Consider the following 17819-nt stretch of genomic DNA (forward strand, 5'->3'; position numbering starts at 1 on the left):
CACGCATGTTTCAGCTCTTCCTGCGGGCCCGCACCCATAACTTCCTGAAAGACCGCTTCGGGGGCGAGCAGACGTTTCGCGCGCGTTCGCCCGAGCGCGACGCTGAAACCGATCGCACGCGCATCGAAGCCATCATGACCGCGATCGAGGACGCTCTTCACGCGGCGGAGCGGGAGCAGTCGGGTCTCAACCGCCGGGTGGAAGACGTGCTCGCGCGCGCGGCGGTGACCATCGGCAACGGCGATGATGAATATCTCGAGCGCGAGGCGCTCGACAATCATCACCAGGATCTGTTCGACAAGGAGATCCTGAATGGTCAGCGCCGGCTCAAGGAGCTGGGCGCCTCGATCGCACACTTCAAGTTCCTGAAGGCGGCGATGCTGAGCCGTTTTCCGGAATATCGGTCCGGTCAGGCAACCAATTGAATGAATGACTGAGATTGGCTGCCATTCGATCAGGTTGGCATCTCAAGGCAGATCAACACCCACCGCGAGACTCAAAGAGCCCGGCCGGAATCCCGGCCCCGGTCAATTTGCGGAGGTGCGCCCGCGCGCCCCAACGCCGATTGTCAGTAGGCCGAGACCCGTTCGGGATACAGCGGGTCGACGAACTCCACGTAGGTCCGCATCGGCCCGTAGAAGTAGTTCGGCTCACCCCGGGTGCGGGGATCGAAGCTCGAGGGATAACCCATGCCAAGGCTGCGGTGCCTGACTCGGACCGTGATCGGACAGCCGTATCTGGGTCCGCAGTAAGGATTCGGTCCACGGTCGATCGTGGAAATCTGCGCGACGCGCCGTTCGGTGGGAACCGCATAATCCGCAGCAAGCGCAGAGCCCGCGCATGCCGTCAGAAACGACACCAAACACAACCCCAATCCAAATCGCATGGCAGACTTCCTAAATGATCTGAGGGCGATCTTAGTCTTTGGGCAGCGCAGGATCAATATCCCACTGAGGAAACGGGGCCTAACCGCGCAAGAGCTTCAGAAATGATGGGTCCGTGGCTCGCACAGCGTCCTCGAGGAATGTCTTCCCCTGACTTGACGCCCGTCGATAGGCGGAAATCACGGCTGCGCGTTGGTCAGGCTGACGCATCAGCATGAGCCGCACGTCGCCCTCGGCCAGCTGTTTGAGTTGGACGTCGATGAGGCCGCTCATTCGCGTTGCGATTTCAAGCCTCACCGGCATCAACTGGGCGTCGTTCGGGGCTGTGAAATAGGCCATCTTGAGCGGTTCTGCGCCGGCGGAGCTGTTGGCGGCGCGACCGGTCTCCAGGGCGGCCAGGCCGAGCCAGAGAAATGCGTCATGGGGCGCGCGCGCTAGTGCCGGGCGGAGCGCGTCTCCAAGGCGATCGACGTCCTCACTTGGGAGCGAACCGGTAGCAGGGCGGCGTAGCATTTCCAAGGCATCAGCGACGGCGCGGTCCGTCTCGCGGTCATATCGGGAGCGCGTGGGGAGCCCGTCGGGCTGCGCCCTTGTGACGGCATTGGTCTTGGCTGCAACCGACGTGCGCATGTCGGCGACATCGGAAATCATCGCGCTGATTCCCTCGTAGCCGATCACGGCGGCAAGGATGATCAGGGTCACGCGGAACAGGGGATCTGAAACCATTCGGAACGGCAGGTCGCGTTAGAGGGCCAGCAGCCGGTGGCCCTGGATCGTGAGCAGCGTCAGGTTGCCGGTAGCGTAGGCGCCCGTGTCGATGTTGGCACGGTTCGGCCGAATGTCCGGTTCCCGGACCGGAGTATGTCCGTGGATGATGTATTTCTCATGCTTCTTCTCGCTGAGCAAGAATTCGTCCCGAATCCAGAGAAGATCTTCCTCAGTTTGACTGGCCAGCGGTCGTCCCGGCTTGATGCCTGCATGGACGAAGAAGAAATCCCCGCATGTGAAACTGGTTCGGAGCCTTTGGAAGAACATGCGGTGATGCATCGGAATCGCCAATGCAAGCTGATCGATCAGCTCCTTTTGCTCCTCGGCGGTCGGATTCAGCGGCGGCTGAATGCCATAGGAGCTCAGAGTCTGGAGGCCGCCATATTGTCTCCAGTTATGCAGCATTTCGGGATCTCTCAGGACCTCGAACAGGAACTCCTCATGATTGCCCTTGAGGAAGATCGACTCGTGGCGCCGGGCCCGGTCGATCAGAAGGTCGATCGTGCCCGAGGAGTCCGGCCCGCGGTCGATATAGTCGCCGAGGAAGACGTGAAGCGCCCGCCGCCGGCCGATTGTCATCAAATCGCGATCGATGATCGCAAACATGGTTCTGAGCAAATCGGAACAGCCGTGGACGTCGCTGATCGCATAGATGCGGATACCGTCCGGCAACCTGGGTTTAGGTGCCGAATTCTTGACGCGAGGCGATCTTAACATCTTCGAGCCCAAGGCTCCTTGCCGCCCGGAAGGGAGGAACCAATCACAGGAGCGTACTTCCAAACGTTGTCGGCCACGTATAGTTAACAAGTTCGAAATAGAACGTCTGCTTTTTGAACCAATTTCGCCGCAACTCGCGGCCAGAATCTCAAACTGTCCGACTTAGCTTCTCCCGAAAGTGGGGAGCAGAGACATGCGCAGAATATCGGCAAGTTTGGCCGTTGCAATCGCCTCGTGGTGCCTTGCCGCGCCCGCGGCCGCGGGACTGCTCGGATCCACCATGGGTCTTCGGCCCCTGCTTCAGCGCATCAAGTTCGACGCGCCTGCATTGCCCCCCATGGCCTTCAACCGCTTCTGTCACCGCTACGAGGCGGAATGCCGCAGCCGTCCGCTGTTTCGCGGAGGGCCGGTCCAGCTCACGCCCGAGCGGCTCAAGGATCTGAAGCAGGTCAACGAGGCGGTCAATCGCGATATCGTGGCCGCTCGGCTTGACAACGAGGCCGAGGAGGCCTGGGTTCTCAACCCGGCGCGGGGCGATTGTAACGACTATGCGGTCAGCAAGCGCCACGAACTGCTGAAGCGCGGCTGGCCGGCCCGGGTGCTCTTGCTGAGCGAAGTGGTCGTGCCCAGCGGCGAACACCACCTCGTGTTGGTGGTCCGAACCAACGAGGGCGACGTTGTCCTGGACAATCTCAATGCACAGCTACGGCCGTGGTCCCGGGCGCCCTATCGGTGGGTTCGCATGCAATTGCCGAACAGCAGCAAGCTGTGGACGACGATCGCGGACCGCAGGGTTTGAGATCAGTCTCGGCCGGAACGGCGGCCTTCGCTCACTTTTTGCGACAGGCCAACCCCGATTGCTATTGCAATGGTCGTCTGAACGACGCTGCTCCGAAGGCTCGGGTCGAGGAAGGCTTCCCATAGCGTCACGAGCAGGACTGTCGCGGCGAACAGGGGAAAATAGGTGTCACGGGACCGCCGCAAGGTCGCCCAGAACAGCGCAAAGCAGAGCAGTGTCACCGACGCGATCATGAGCCATGATGCGGCGCGCCCCCATTCAACCGAGACCGCGATGGCCGTTGACGGTGCGATCAACATGGGCGGCAGACCGAAGCTTCGGTACATCTGCATGGCATAGCCGAACGTGCCAACTCCGGAGCCCGGCCATGGCGCCTCGGAGAGGGCCCTTTGAACGTCCGCAAAATCTTCCGGACGAGCGCGATCGGCAAGATCGATCAGGCTCGGATTTCGGGCGGCTACGACGCTGATCGCTAGCGCGGCCAGCACGAGAGCGAGCGAAAAAGCCTGCCATGACCGGAATTTGAGGCGGCGTACGAGCACGAAAAAGCCCTGGACGGCGAGTGCGGCCAGCGCTGCAGCGGACAGGGCGAAGGATTCGGCGACCTCCAATGCGACGAATGAAATCGCGATTCCAAAGGCGGCGAAGGCAGTAAATCCCAGGCGGTCGAACGACCAGCCGGTGTCGCTCTGAGCCGCGGTCATGACCAGGATGGCGCCGTTCGCGACGATCGCCATCGCGGTCATCGCGGTCATGGCGCTTCCGCCGGTGCTGTCCGGCGCCGGCAGGCCGATGTTGGGACTGGACCGGGCGATCAACAGCAGGATCGCCGTGAGCGTCGATCCGACACTGAGGGCGGTCAGCAGATCCTTGGCATGAGAACGATCGCGCCCGATGACCGCCGCGGCAATCGTCAGCGCCAGCACACCGAGATAGGAGATCATGCTGCGAAACGTAGCGTCGATGTCTATCGTGATGTGCCCGCTGGTCCAATGCCCGGCCAGTGCGGGCGGTGCGGCTGACCATAAGGGGTTGGTCAGCGATCCCTCCGGGAGTGGAAGGAGTTGAAACGCCAGCCACGCCAGGGGCAAGGCGGCGGCGAGCCAGAACAATTTCAGCCGCTGCAAGACGAAGCTGAGTTTTTCGGGCGCCTCGCGCGCGACTAAAACCAAAATGATCGCCGCTGCGGTCAGGCTGATATCCCGGCCGAGAGCTTGATTGCTTATCGCAAAGGCGGGCATCGCGGTTATCAGCAGAATCAAGCAGATTAGTGGTGCCGACAATCCTGCTAACCTCTCGCGGGCGGCACATCAACTGCAGCAGTATTTGCCGATCTGCAGAGTAGGCCGTGAGCTATCGCGTCAGTGGAGCAGCCTACAAGGTGTCGGAGCCACGACGTACTTTGGTCACACTTTATGAAGCCGAGTTCTGCTTGTAAAGTTTTGCGATCGTGCTCTGCGGATGTCCGGAGGGCAGGGGGGCGCGCAGTGCGAACAGGACGTAGCGCGTAAACAAGCCCAGCATAAAGCCGAGTTGCGGGACGAGCGCCATGACGAGCGCTGACCCCAGCATCGTCCCGATGCTTGCTCCGCCGATCAGATCCGAGATCACCTGCGTGGCTACAGCGAGTCCCGAGATCGGAACGAGTATCCAGACCCGAAAGCTCCACGCCAGCACCGCGCAGACAAGAAACAAGAAGATGGCAATCGCAAACATGAGCAAGCTCCCCGATTGCACCTTCTTTTCCGCCACTTAAGAGACAGTGAATTCCGCTTCAGACCTCCGTCGAATCGCTCCTCGAGGCGAGGTTACTTCCCTGAACAGTGTACAGACAGTGAAGTCAAAGCACTCGAAAGACCGGCAAGCGGTACGACTCCGTTAATTTTCTGAGGTTGCGTGTCGATGGTTATCGAGACCTCGGTGGCTCCTCTCTTGGCCGCGTTCGAGACGGCCGTTGCAGCGACGGGCAGCAAGATGGCGCGTCCGTCCTGCAGCACCGATGCTTCGAACTGGGTCTTTATCGAACCGGCCTTCAGGGTCACCACGGGGTGTCCTGCCGATTGCACCGGATCCAGTAAAATCAGAATCACTTCTGGACCGATTGCGCCACATCGCAGGCTCATGCCCGCAAGTCCCACGTCGGACTTCGCTGTATCGACCGCATGCATGACCGAGACGATTTCGCCCCCACCGCCCGGATTGCGGCTCTTCACCAATCGCCATCCATCCGCGAGCGTAGTGCTCTGGCTGAATTGGGATTGCGCGAGGGGATTGCCGCAATTCGGACAATCTTGAGCGGTGGCCAGGCTTGCATGGACAAACCAAACCCCGAGCATCGCGAGGAGAACAATTCTGTATTGCATTGTTGCTGCCTTGTCATTGCAAATTCGTGGAATTTCGTCTTGACGAGATGATTAATTCTTTGGCATTAGCTGCCATAAAATTTGATCTATTGCGATGCGCAAATTTATTGTAATGCAGTGCAAGATCGTATTTTAGTACCCGTTAAGTTTGTTGGCTTTGCCGAACATACGAGGTGATTAATGGTACCTCAGGAGTCGATCACCGACGCCTTGGCTCTGCCGGACAAAGGACTTCGTGGTTCGCAAGTTCATGAAACGCCCAAGAACGGATCCTGGCTCTTGCCGGCGCTAGGGCGGAAATTCCCGTACGCAGCGCTCCAGTATCTGCTGATGTCGGTGGATGCGGCGGTGATCGCGTTCTCTAGCGTTGCTGGGGGCGCGCTGTATCAACTTGCTGCGAACGGCGATTTCAAGAGTCCAGAGCAGTTGCTTGGCGCCGGCATCATGTCCGCGCTGATCTATGTGTTGCTGGGACATTCCAGCGGCTTCTACGATTTGCGAGCGGTGTTCTCGAAGCGCAAGGATGCTGCCCGGATCTTCCTGCAGTGGTCGCTCGTCATCCTTCTACTGTCTCAACTCGCGTTCCTGATGAAGGTGGGTGCGTCTTTTTCGCGGGGGTCCGTGCTGTGCTACGGAACGCTCGCGTTTTTCTTGCTGATCATCTCTCGACGTTTCTCCAAGCGGCTGGTCCTGAGCGCCGTCAGCGAGGGACGCGTCCAGGGGCGGGCGACCGTGTTGCTCGGCACGCGCTCCGAGCTCGCCGCTTTGGGGCAGGATGAAATGCTCGAGCGTTTCGGCCTTGCCGAGCTTGATCGTGTGACGTTGTCCTCCGAAGGCGTCGGCGGTTTTTCAATGACCGAAGACGAAGAGACCGCCCTGGAAAACGCGTTGTCGATCGCGCGTGATCGCGGGGTCGATGAAATCGTGCTGGCTCTTCCTTGGAATGATACGCGCAAGCTGGAATTGATCCGGGATCGCCTCAGGGTCTCTCCATTGCCGGTTCGTCTTTTGCCGGACCGGCGTATCCGCTCCGTCGCTTCGAATCCGTCTTACCGTTTGGGAAAGTCTCTGTCCGTCGAAGTTCAGAGAGGGCCTCTCTCGCAGTGGGAGCAGTTCGCCAAGCGCGTCGTCGATGTCATCGGGGCCAGCATTGGCCTGCTCATTCTGGCTCCGCTGATGATTCTCACCGCCGTGGCTGTCAAACTCGACTCGCCGGGGCCGGTTTTCTTCCGTCAGAAGAGAAACGGTTTCAACGCGAAGCAGTTCTCGATCTTCAAATTCCGCTCCATGACCGTCATGGAAGATGGCGCGGTGGTCACGCAGGCGCAGCGGTTCGATCCGCGCGTGACGCGGGTCGGCAGGGTTCTTCGTCGCTCCAGCATTGATGAGATCCCGCAGCTCTTGAACGTGCTTCTGGGCGATATGTCGCTTGTCGGCCCGCGCCCCCACGCTCTCGCGCACGACGATCACTACGGTGACCTGCTTTCCGAGTACGCGTTCCGGCATCATGTGAAGCCTGGAATCACCGGTTGGGCCCAGGTCAAGGGTTATCGAGGTGAGACGGCCAAGGTCGAGCAAATGAAGGGCAGGGTCGACTGCGACATCTGGTATATCAATAACTGGACGCTCACCCTGGATATCAAGATCATCATGATGACCTGCTTCGAGGTCGTTCATAACAGGAACGTTTACTAACGCACGTTCACAACCGAACGGCATCGGTGACGCATGCGGGAACGCATGACGTCGCCGGTGCCTTTTATTTGTCATATGGCCGCCAGCGTGTAGCGGACGCGCAACATGCTTCGCAAAACGGCGCGAAGGCCCAGAGGCTGATTGACTCAGCTACGGTTTTCCCGCAATCGTGCATCGTCAATTGGGGATGGTAAGCTTGAAGTTTGAGTATTTTCAGCGCGCCGCGCTAGCCGGCCTCCTGCTGTTTTGCGCAGGTTGTTCGATCATGCCGAGTTCTGGTCCCCAAGACTTCCAGGTCAAGTCCGAGCAGACCAACTCCGGTCCACGTTATGCCTTGGTGAAGTTGACGCCGGAGGTTGTCGGCATCCTTCAGGAATACGGCCCGGGCGCCTTGGCGGGATCGTTCCCCGACAAGAGGCGGCCGGACACCATCAAGTTCGGCATCGGCGACGTGGTGTCTGTGACCATTTTCGAGGCGGCTGCGGGCGGCCTGTTCATTCCGGCCGAGGCTGGTGTGCGCCCCGGTAACTTCGTGTCGCTGCCCAACCAGAATGTCGATTCCGCCGGCAATATCACCGTGCCCTATGCTGGCGCGGTACGCACAGTCGGCCGTACGCCGGCCGAGGTGCAGCAGGATATCGTCAAGTCCATCGGAAATCGCGCCATCGAACCGCAGGTTGTGGTTGCGTTGATCACTCAGAATACGTCTCTGATCAGCGTTCTTGGCGAGGTCAATCAGCCGAACCGTTTCCCGGCGAATGCCGCGGGTGAGCACGTTCTGGACGCGATCACGCGAGCAGGTGGTCCGAAGGGGCCGGGTTGGGAGACGTGGGTCACTCTTGAACGAAACGGCAAGCGTGCGACCGTGCCGTTTGGTGCGCTGGTCTTCTCGCCGATGAACAACGTGTGGGTGCATCCGGGCGACACCATCTATGTCTACCGCGAGCCTCAGGTCTTCCTGGCTTTCGGCGCCTCGGGGCAACAGGGACAATTTCCGTTCGATATGTGGAAGATCACGATGGCGCAGGCGATGGCCAAGGCGGGCGGTCTGCTTGACGCCCAGGCCGAGCCGGCCGGCGTCTATGTCTACCGCCGTGAGCCGCGCGAGCTCGCCGAACGTCTTGGTGTCGACGGTTCGAAGTACGTCGGGCCTCTCGTCCCGATCGTCTACAACGTGGACTTCCGCGATCCGGCCGGATATTTCCTCGCGACCAAGTTCGACATGCGCGACAAGGACGTACTCTTTGCGGCCAACGCAGCGACGGTGGACACGGCGAAATTCCTGCAGTTCGTCCGGACTGTGGTCGCTACGGCAGACGACACGATCGTCACGACCAACAATGCCAATATCCTGAGGCTTAACCTCAAGAACGGGACCGCCCTGAACACCAACTAAATCGCGGACTGAGCACGGTTTGACCGTGCTCAGTCGTTCGACGTCGGTCGGCGAGTTGGTCAAGGTCTAAGCTCTGCGCTCGTTGCAGGATATGAACCGTGCGGCCAACAAGCGCGGTCTTGGCGGACGGTGATATGCGCTGTGCGTGCGATATCGTCGGCTTTCAGACGTGCGGGATTCGTTATCAGCGAAAAGAAATTTGCTTCGGTTTGGGAGGCTGCAGCCTGAGCCGGTGGGCTGTTCGGAGTGCCGGTGCAGCGTCGTGCCAAGACCGTCTCTGGCCGGGGCATCCTCTATCGGCGAAGACCGCCACCGGCGGACCGGCCGGGCGACCCAGGCTGCTTCCAGCAGCTTGGGTCGCCCGGTCGGTCCGCGTGCTCCACAGCTAGAGCATGCTGTTTTTACACGGAAACATAGCCTGAGTTTTTGAAGTAGTTGGTGCACTCCTCCTCGGAGAAGAGATCGAGGAGTTCACCGACCTTTCGCCAGGTTGGCTCCACGTCACGAGGTTCTGCAGCTGGCATGAGGTGTTTGAGTTTGGCGAAGACCTACTCGATCGGATGGAGGTCGGGGCTATAGGCCGGCAGGAAGGTCGCCTCTGGCGCGAATGGCTTGGCGAGCCGCTTTGCCCTTGTGACTGCCAAGATTGTCGAGAATGAAGATCTCGCCCGGTGCAAGGGTGGGTGCCAGCACCTTTTCGACATACAGCGTGAAGAGCTCGCCTTTGATAGGACCATCAATCACCCAAGGTGCGCTGATCCGATCGTGACGCAGCGCTGCGATAAAGGTCATGGTCTTCCAGTGGGCGCAGAGGCCTGGAGGCGCTGCCCACAGGGTCCCCAGCCGCGTAACGGCGCCATATCGGTTTTAATCCACGTCTCGCCGATAAAAATCAACCACGCGACATCGATCCTGCCTTGATGGGCTTTCCAGCGGGCCGCTTACGGGCGACGTCGGGGCGATCCTGCTCGGCTGGTAGAAGTGTTTTTTTGAAGCTGAGCCCCTCAGTGTGAACAAAAGTCCACACCGCCCGCACGTCTGTCTTAATCCCGCGTGCAGCCAGTTTCTACGTCAGCTTGCGCAAGGTGATTGGCCCCGAGCGAATGCGCTTGCGCAGCCAGTCGGCGTTGGCATCCGACAGAACCCGCTTCTTGTGGCCGCCGATCTGACCGGGTGACAGGCCTCCGGTATCCCGTCTCAGATTCTTTCACTTCGTCACGCAGGAGGGGCTGATCTGTAGCGCCTCTGCAATCGAACGAACCGTCTCGCCCGCGTCAGCTCGCGCCAAAGCTCGTTCACGGATGTCTTCAGAATAGGGTCGCATCATCCATGCTGGCCTTCGCCCTCCAGCATGGATGTTGAATCAGAAATCCCACTTGCTGGGAATCCCGATTCCAGTCAAAAACAACATGCTCTAGACGACGAGGTCGTGCCAGACTGTCACGTTCAGCGCGGCCGACACCGCGCTGTGATTCCCGGCGGCGTCCACTGCATCTCCGGTAATCGCGTGACTGCCGTCGCTGAGGGCGGCGGTCGTAAACGACCAGGCGCCGCTGCTATTGGTCGTCGTCGTGCCGATCCGTGTCGAGCCGTCGAATATCTCGATCGTCATGTTGGCTGCGGCACCGCCCTTCAGGGTGAACTGATCGACATTGGTCGACGCGCCGTTGCTAATCGCATGGCCACTCGTGTCGTAGGTCGTGAAGTTGGGCGCGTTCGGCGCGACCGTGTCGACGATTACCTTCAGGGCAGAAGAAGCCGCACTGACATTGCCGGCTGTGTCGACCGCCTTGCTCGTGAAGTTATGGGTGCCGTCGGACAGTGCCGCCGTGGCAAAGGACCAGGCGCCATCGCTTCCCGCGGTCGTGCTGCCGATCTGCGTGGTGCCGTCATAGATCTTGACGGTGAGACCTGCTGTCGCCGCGCCTGTCAGCGTGATCTGTTTGGCATTCGTAATGCCGTCGCCAACGACATTGCTGTCAGGGGAGAACGACAGCACGGCCGGTGCATCGGGCGCAACGGTATCGACCGCGACGTTCAGAGCAGTCGAGGCTGCGCTGAGATTGCCGGCCGCGTCCATGGCCTTGGCGGTGAGCGTGTGATTGCCGTCGGTCAGCGTTGCGGTCGTGAACGACCATACGCCGTTGCCGTCGACCGATGCGGTTCCGATCTGCGTGGTTCCGTCATAGATCTTGACGGTGCTGTTGGCCGCAGCGCCACCGTCGAGCATGATGTGGTTGGCATTCGTGGCTCCGCTGGTGATAAGGTGGCCGTCGGGCGCGAAGGCGGAGAAACCCGGCTTGTTGGGAGCCACGGTGTCGACCGTGACCTTCAGGGCCGAGGACGTCACGCTGTAATTGCCCGCCGTATCGACTGCCTTGCTGGTGAAGGTGTGCGAGCCGTCCGACAGCGCGGCCGTCGCGTATGACCAGAGCCCGCTGCTGTCCGCGACGGCGGTGCCGATCAGAATGCTGCCGTCGTAGATCTTGATGGTCGCGCCGACTGCTGCCGCGCCATTCAGGGTAATCTGATTGGCGCTCGTGATGCCGTCACCGACGACGTTGCTGTCGGGAGAGAACGACTGCAGGGCGGGTGCATCGGGCGCAACGATGTCCACCGTGATGCTCAGGGCGGTTGATGCCGCGCTGAGATTGCCCGCCGCATCCATGGTTTTGGCGGTGAGAGTGTGGTTGCCGTCGGCCAGTGTGGCGGTCGTAAAGGACCATACGCCGGTGCTGTCTACCGACGCGGTTCCGATTTGCGTGGTTCCGTCGAATATCTTGACGGTGGTGTTGGCCGCTGCGCCGCCGTTCATGGTGATGTGGTTGACGTTAACGGCACCACTGGTAACGAGGTGGCCATCGGGAGCAAATGCGGAGAAGCCGGGCTTGTTCGGCGCCACCGTATCGATTGTCACTTTCATCGCGGAGGACGCCGCGCTGAAATTGCCGGCCGTATCGACCACTTTGCTGGTGAACGAATGAGTACCGTCCGACAGCGTGCTGGTCGCATATGACCAGAGCCCGCTGCTGTCGGCGACGGCAGTACCGATCAAGGTGCCGCCATCATAGATCTTTATGGTACTGCCGGTCGCTGCGGCGCCGTTCAGCGTGATGTGGTTGGCGCTGGTGATGCCGTCGCCGGCGACATTGCTGTCAGGCGAGAACGACAACAGGACCGGCGCATCGGGCGCAACGGTATCCACCGTGATGCTCAGGGCGGTCGATGCGGCGCTGAGATTGCCTGCTGCGTCCATGGTCTTGGCGGTCAGCGTGTGACTGCCGTCGGCCAGGGCCGCAGTGACGAAAGTCCAGATACCGTTGCCGTCGACGGTGGCGGTTCCGATCTGGGTGCTCCCGTCGAAAATCTTGATCGTGCTGTTCGGCAGCGCAGCTCCGTTCAGCGTGATGTGATTGACATTGGTGGCTCCATTGGTCACCACGTGTCCGTCAGGCGCGGTCCCGGAGAACGCAGGCTTGTTCGGTGCGACAGTATCGACCGTCACGCCGTACGAGGCGGACGTTGCGCTGACATTGCCCGCCGCGTCGATCGCCTTGCTGCTGAAGCTGTACTTGCCGTCCGACAGCGTCGCTGTCGCGAACGACCACAGACCGTCGCTGCCTGCAACGGCACTCCCGATGAGGTTGCCACTCTCGTATATCTGCACGGTAATGCCGGCCGCTGCCGCGCCGTGCAGGGTGATCTGATTGGCGCTGGTGATGCCGTCGCCCACGATGTTGCTGTCCGGAGTGATCGATAGCAAGGTCGGCGCATTTGGCGCAGTCGTGTCAACCGTCACGTTCAGCGCTGTCGAAGACGCGCTGACGTTGCCAGCGGAGTCGACCATCTTGCTGGTGAAGACGTGGGTGCCATCCGACAGCGTCGAAGTCGTGAACGACCAGGAATTATCCGCTCCCGTGATCGCCGTTCCGATCTTGGTGCCGCCATCATAGATCTCGATGGTGCTGCCGACGACCGCTGCGCCTCCGTTCAAGGTGATCTTGTTGGCGCTGGTGAGGCCGTCCCCGACCACGTTGGTGTCGGGTGAGAACGAGCCGATTACCGGCACCGAGGTCGTGCCGGGCGAAGTCACGGTGCTTGAGACGTCGGTGCCGGTAATCGTGGTCGACGTTACGGCTCCGAGCGCGTCTTTGGTTTTGACGGCGAAATTGAGATCGTTGATGGTCAGCGAGCCCGCGCCGGAAACGACCTCGGCACCAAGTTCGATCGAAGCCAGATATTCGCTGGAAGATACGATGCCAAGGCTCTGGAGCTTGTTCAGAATCGCGCCGAAGTCGATGCTGCCTGCGGGCAGGTCCGTATCGAGGACGACGGCGGTGTAGGGGCGACCATTGTTGTCGCCATGATAGATCTTGGCGGAGATGGTGCCGTCCTGATAGGTCCCGATCAGATCGCCGTACGGCTTGACGTCGCCCTTGTGCAGCCAGACCATCACCTCGTTTGTAATGGTCGATACTCCACCGTTCGGTACGCTGGTCAGCCAGACGTCAAAGGAGACGTCGAAGCCGTCCATGTTTCCCTGGTAGGAAAGGTCGAAACTCGCGGTGAGACCGGACAGGGCGCTCAGTTGGACCGGGAAGACGGCGCCGGGGGCCGGGGTCTGAACGTCGCTGAGAGGGTTCGGTCCGAAGCTGATTTCGGGATAGGCGCGAACGGTCGAGACGGCTTCGGTGACGAGCGGAAACGACCAGGTGAACGTCGTGTGGTCGGTGAGGTCGGCGGCCTTGTAGGAGCCGGTGATCGAATAGTCCGTGGATCCGAGGTTCCCCGGATTCCAGACATTGTTGAAGATCACCCAGCCGTTCGCGACGGCGATCTCGCCCGATCCGACCAACTGGCTATAGCCGGGCTGCAGCGCCGAGACCGGGGCGGGCAGACCGAAGTCGTAGGCGCTCAAATCGGAAAGGTTGACGTCGCGCAGGACGAGCTTCTCGCCATTGGCGAAGGAAAATTGCACGTCGGAACCGTTCTGCGTCGCGAGCGACATCAATTGATCGAAGCTCGATATGCCGTAGCCGTTCAGTTTGACGACGTCGCTGCTCGGCTTGAAATTCACGATCGCATCAGAGCCGTTGCCTGCTGTGACCTTGAAGATATCGGCTCCTGCGCCGCCAACCAGAACGTCATCGCCTACGCCGCCGTCTAGCGTTGCACCAATCGCGCCAGCCACGATGATGTTGTTCAATGCGTTGCCTGTTCCCGAAGTCGAACCGTCGGACATCAGGAACAGATTTTCGACATTGTCGGAAAGGGTGGCCGCACCCCAATATTCGGCGTAGACGGTGTCTACTCCCTGGCCAGCCTGCTCCGTGATCGAGGATACCGAATCCCAGAGAAAATACGTGTCGTCGCCAGCGCCGCCGATCAGAAGATCGCCGCCCGCGCCTTGGAACTGATCATTTCCGGAAGTGCCGATTTGCGTTTCCGAAGCTGTCGTGCCTGCGGGCCAGTTGTCTGGCGTCTGAGAGATTGGGAGCACCAATCCGTTCGCAGTAACGTAGGTAGCCATGCGCCTCTCCTTGAATTCCTCGGCGCAAAAAGCCACTCATTTGCAAATTTCAGCTTCGTGTGACCCTCAAGATTTACAACAAATAGTCCAAATATGAATCGTCGCGCTCAACCTTGGTAGGCGCTACTTCGGTCAATAATCTGTTCAGAATTTGGCGTCGACGGTTCTTGCAGGCGCAAATAATGAGCATGTCGCTCGCGCAGACAACACGGTGAATGAAACGTTTCGTCACAAAGCTGTCGCGCAAGCAGCTTGCGATTCCGCATTCTTGTCGGTGCGACTGGAGATAATGCCGCGTTTTCTCGCGAAAATGGGGAGTTTCGCGCGTTGATCGATCGGATGATCGCGGAATGTGTTCCGCTGCAGCCTCGTTCGTTTGAATGAGGCGATTGAGAGCCGCGACACGAAGACGCGTCGGCTGTCCGCCAAAAAAATATGCGGTGGACCCGCTATCGAGACGCGTTTTCTCTCGATCAGCTGATTCACGTTTTCATCGAACGAGATGAAGAAACTACGAGCGAGACGGTCTTATTCTGTTTTCGATTTCCGTAGTAATACGGGAGAGCGCCCGTGAGATGCCGATCGTGATACGTCATGACGCGACGCGGATGCAGCGGATGGTCATGTGCAATCACCGAAGCTGCGGTGAGATCTTCTCCGCGACAAGCGCTGCGCCGATGTCCGTCAGATGGTCGCTATCGAACAGAAGCGGCACTCCGGGGGCTGCGTAGGTCATGCAGCTTCTGTCGGAGCCGGAGCAAACGGCTTCGGCCAGAGATACATAGGCGATGCCATGCTGGCGGGAGAAGTCGGCCATCTGGCGATCCAGCGCGAGCGAGTCGGACGCCACGGAACGGGCGACAAGACCGGGGTCGCGGGCCTCGATAGACTTCGCCAGCAACCTCGGCAAGCGCGCCGCATATTCGGGCATCGGACCGATGACGATGGGATTGATCCCATGCCGCCGCAGCTCCTCCACGGTCTGCAGCAGATCCGCCAGCCAATCGCTGTTCCAGCCGGGCCCTTGGCCGAGTCGTCCGACGTTCCATCGCGCCACCAGCCAGGCCTTGGTGATCTTGCGCGTGTTTGGGATCTCCTCGAAAGCAAGACGATTCAGTCCGCTGCACGCCTCGCTCGCAGCAGGCTGAAGCTTGATCGTCGGCGGACAGCCGACGCCCGAGAGCTGAAGGACGTTCGCGTCGGAAAAAGCCTGACGCAGTCCGGAGGAGAGGGCGGCAGCATGGCTGTCGCCGATCAGGAGATAGTTCGGGCGGCCCGGAACGTCTGGAAGACAGGCCGTCCGGTCGAAGCGCTGAAACGGCGTGTCGCGGTCCAGAAAACAGCTGCCCTCGCGAAACTGCTTCTTTTCATCGTAGTCGAGATAACGCGCGACGGCCAAAGCTTCGGGCGAGAGACGCTGCTGGAGGCCGCCGGTATAGCCCAGCACCCCGGCTGCCAGCAGCAGTGCCAATGCTGCAACACCGGAACCCAGGACGATGGTTTTGGAAGAAACGAGCCGGCGATTTCGCGTACTCCGTTCGACGATCCACCAGGACAGAAAAGCGCAGATAAACGATGCGACGAAGACGGCTCCGCGGGTGACGAGACGGGAGTCGCTATGGACCAGCAGGAAGTCGGTGCGCTGAAGCACCATGAGAGGCCAGTGCCACAGATAGAGCGAGTATGAGATCAGCCCGACGAACACGACGGGACGCATCGACAATAGCCGTCCGACCAGGCTGCCGCCGGTCTCGCCGGCCAGCATGATCAGGGCGGCGCCCAGACAGGGGGGAACAGCTGCCAGTCCCGGAAAGCGCGTGTACGGCCAATACAGAATCATGGGCAGCGCGATCAGCGCGAGCCCCGCGCCGGCCGTCAGGTTTCGCTGCAGTTCGGTTCGAGGCGATGGTCCGATCTTGAGCGCAAGTAAAGTCCCGAGGAGAAGCTCCCAGGCGCGCGTCGGAAGAAGATAAAAGGTGGCGATCGGAGCGGCGTAGGCGCCCCATATGCTGACGGCCAATGAGACGAGAAAGATCGCGAGCACGGCCACGGCGTGCCGTCCGGGACACCATCGATGGATGGCAACGACCAGAAATGGAAACAGAAGATAGAACTGCTCTTCGACCGCAAGCGACCAGGTGTGCAGCAGGGGCAGTTCTTCGGCTGTAACCGCGAAATAGTCCGATGTGGCCCAGAAGTAGATATTTGTGATGGATGCGATCGCAGCCCCAAGCGCCTTCGCATAGGCGCTGATCTCGCTTGGGACGAATTTCCAGACGACCGCCGCGGTGGTGAAAGCCAGCACGACGGCATAGGCCGGAAATATCCGTCGCAGCCGGTGCTCGTAGAATCGCGCGATGCTGAACTTTCCCTGCTCGGCCTGCGCAAGGATGTTCGAGCTGATCAGATAGCCGGAAATCACGAAAAAGACGTCGACGCCGACATAGCCTCCGCGAAGAAACGATTGGGCAACGTGAAAGATCAGCACGCCAACGACGGCGACGGCCCGCAGGCCGTCGATGTCTGGGCGGTAGCGGACCTCGGACGACGACATCAACAGACCGAGCGCAGGTTATCGACGATCCTGTCCCAGCGAAGCCGTGTGTCAGTGGTGTGACGCGCGCCGGCTTTCAAACGCTGGCGGAGTTCCCGGTCGGATGCGGCGAGCTTCAGCGCGTCCGCCAATGCCCGAGCATCGTTCGGCGGCACGAGAATTCCGTCCTCCATGTGCGTGACGATGTCGGGAATACCGCCAACCCGGCTCGCAATCACGAAGCGGCCATTGGCGAAGGCGCCCGCCAGAACGCCGCTCTGCGTCGCGCTCAAATACGGCAAGACGACGCAATCGGCATCAACGATCGCTTCGACCAGTCCCTTTGCAGGAACGAACGTGTTGAGCACTTCGACGCCGGGAATGCTCTCGTAGCGTTGCTGGAAACGATCGATCTCGGGTCCCCGGCCGGCGATCCGGAGCCTGAAGTCGACTTTCTCGTCCCTCAGGATCTCGGTGGCCTCGCACAGCACATCCACGCCCTTGTATTCTTCCATGCGGCCGAAGAACAGGATGCTGAATGGAGCGGAAGGAATCTTGGTGGCATCCCCGTCGGACAGGATGACGCCATGCTCCGTGATATGAACCTTCTGTCCGGGAAAGCTGTGGTTCGCGACGTACTCGTCGTAACAATATCGTCCGTGCACCAGAACGACATGAGCCCGCCCGCGGACATAGCGACGAAAGCGATCAAGCCGGCCAGCGATCGCCGCATCGCGTCCCGAATGCGGCACCGGATCATGCACAGTCAGGACAATCTTGCAGAACGGCCTGGCGACGGTGACCACGCAGGCGCAGATGATCGACTTGAGCAGGCCGGAAGCTTCTTGAACGAACAATTCGTTGGGGCGGGATCGAAGCATCCCGAACAGAATTCGGAATACATCGAGGATCGAATTAAGCCCGACGTGCTGTATGGTGACGTTGGCGGCGACGGGCATCTGGCGGTCGCTGAATTCGCTCTTCAGTCGCTTCAGATCGATAAACAGCATGACGGGAGCATGACGCGACAGCGCGTTGGCAAAGAGCAGCGAGTACTCCTGGAAATGCGGCGCAATCACCGATATGCGTTTCATCGAGCTGCTCTGCTGGAAATCATTTGCAAACGTCGGAAGC

At 60.2% G+C, this 17819-nt stretch carries 14 protein-coding genes and 1 pseudogene; 4 read left to right on the top strand and 11 right to left on the bottom strand.

What is annotated here, in order from left to right:
- The first annotated feature begins 5 nt into the window (after positions 1–5).
- The gene (locus tag VGR99_RS08715; RefSeq protein ID WP_326897974.1) at positions 6–425 is read left to right on the top strand and encodes a hypothetical protein; all 420 of its coding nucleotides are present in this window, start codon (positions 6–8) and stop codon (positions 423–425) included.
- Between the two features lie 143 nt (positions 426–568).
- On the opposite strand, the gene VGR99_RS08720 is transcribed toward VGR99_RS08715, so the two are convergent.
- The 3 genes from VGR99_RS08720 to VGR99_RS08730 form a co-directional block, all read right to left on the bottom strand.
- On the bottom strand, positions 569–691 hold the full coding sequence (locus tag VGR99_RS08720) for a hypothetical protein (RefSeq protein ID WP_326897934.1): 123 nt from the start codon (positions 689–691) through the stop codon (positions 569–571).
- Between the two features lie 274 nt (positions 692–965).
- Positions 966–1586 (bottom strand): hypothetical protein, encoded by a 621-nt coding sequence (locus VGR99_RS08725; RefSeq protein WP_326897935.1) that lies wholly within the window; start codon positions 1584–1586, stop codon positions 966–968.
- 42 nt (positions 1587–1628) lie between these two features.
- Positions 1629–2369: a metallophosphoesterase family protein gene (locus tag VGR99_RS08730; RefSeq protein ID WP_326897975.1), complete on the bottom strand. Its 741-nt coding sequence runs from the start codon at positions 2367–2369 to the stop codon at positions 1629–1631.
- 193 nt (positions 2370–2562) lie between these two features.
- On the opposite strand from VGR99_RS08730, the gene VGR99_RS08735 reads away from it, so the two are divergent.
- A complete protein-coding gene (locus tag VGR99_RS08735; RefSeq protein WP_326897936.1) occupies positions 2563–3168 on the top strand; it encodes a transglutaminase-like cysteine peptidase in 606 nt (201 codons plus the stop codon).
- A gap of 2 nt (positions 3169–3170) precedes the next feature.
- On the opposite strand, the gene VGR99_RS08740 is transcribed toward VGR99_RS08735, so the two are convergent.
- The 3 genes from VGR99_RS08740 to VGR99_RS08750 all read right to left on the bottom strand — a co-directional run bounded on the left by VGR99_RS08740 (position 3171) and on the right by VGR99_RS08750 (position 5531).
- Complete coding sequence (locus VGR99_RS08740; protein WP_326897937.1) at positions 3171–4409, bottom strand: hypothetical protein; 1239 nt, start codon at positions 4407–4409, stop codon at positions 3171–3173.
- A 172-nt stretch (positions 4410–4581) separates the two neighbouring features.
- Positions 4582–4884 carry a hypothetical protein gene (locus tag VGR99_RS08745; RefSeq protein ID WP_326897938.1) on the bottom strand — a complete coding sequence of 101 codons (303 nt, stop codon included), beginning with the start codon at positions 4882–4884 and terminating at the stop codon, positions 4582–4584.
- A gap of 92 nt (positions 4885–4976) precedes the next feature.
- Complete coding sequence (locus VGR99_RS08750) at positions 4977–5531, bottom strand: hypothetical protein (protein ID WP_326897939.1); 555 nt, start codon at positions 5529–5531, stop codon at positions 4977–4979.
- Positions 5532–5711: 180 nt separating this feature from the next.
- Between VGR99_RS08750 and VGR99_RS08755 the strand changes: the two genes are divergently transcribed.
- Together VGR99_RS08755 and VGR99_RS08760 are read left to right on the top strand one after the other, a co-directional pair.
- The gene (locus tag VGR99_RS08755; protein WP_326897940.1) at positions 5712–7226 is read left to right on the top strand and encodes an undecaprenyl-phosphate glucose phosphotransferase; all 1515 of its coding nucleotides are present in this window, start codon (positions 5712–5714) and stop codon (positions 7224–7226) included.
- Positions 7227–7413: 187 nt separating this feature from the next.
- A complete protein-coding gene (locus VGR99_RS08760) occupies positions 7414–8622 on the top strand; it encodes a polysaccharide biosynthesis/export family protein (RefSeq protein ID WP_414645100.1) in 1209 nt (402 codons plus the stop codon).
- A 401-nt stretch (positions 8623–9023) separates the two neighbouring features.
- On the opposite strand, the pseudogene VGR99_RS08765 reads toward VGR99_RS08760, so the two are convergent.
- The 5 genes and pseudogenes from VGR99_RS08765 to VGR99_RS08785 all read right to left on the bottom strand — a co-directional run bounded on the left by VGR99_RS08765 (position 9024) and on the right by VGR99_RS08785 (position 17779).
- Positions 9024–9949: pseudogene (locus tag VGR99_RS08765) on the bottom strand (IS630 family transposase).
- An 87-nt stretch (positions 9950–10036) separates the two neighbouring features.
- Positions 10037–14188, bottom strand: a complete 4152-nt coding sequence (locus VGR99_RS08770) for an Ig-like domain-containing protein (protein WP_326897942.1) — start codon at positions 14186–14188, stop codon at positions 10037–10039.
- A 192-nt stretch (positions 14189–14380) separates the two neighbouring features.
- Entirely contained in the window at positions 14381–14638 is a 258-nt protein-coding gene (locus VGR99_RS08775; RefSeq protein ID WP_326897943.1) for a hypothetical protein, read from the bottom strand.
- A gap of 145 nt (positions 14639–14783) precedes the next feature.
- Entirely contained in the window at positions 14784–16706 is a 1923-nt protein-coding gene (locus VGR99_RS08780) for an acyltransferase family protein (RefSeq protein WP_326897944.1), read from the bottom strand.
- Positions 16706–17779: a glycosyltransferase family 4 protein gene (locus VGR99_RS08785; RefSeq protein ID WP_326897945.1), complete on the bottom strand. Its 1074-nt coding sequence runs from the start codon at positions 17777–17779 to the stop codon at positions 16706–16708. Before VGR99_RS08785 ends, VGR99_RS08780 begins: the two co-directional genes overlap by 1 nt.
- Positions 17780–17819: the final 40 nt, after the last annotated feature.

Origin of the sequence: Bradyrhizobium sp. (assembly GCF_035935975.1) — a bacterium.
Classification (GTDB): domain Bacteria; phylum Pseudomonadota; class Alphaproteobacteria; order Rhizobiales; family Xanthobacteraceae; genus Bradyrhizobium.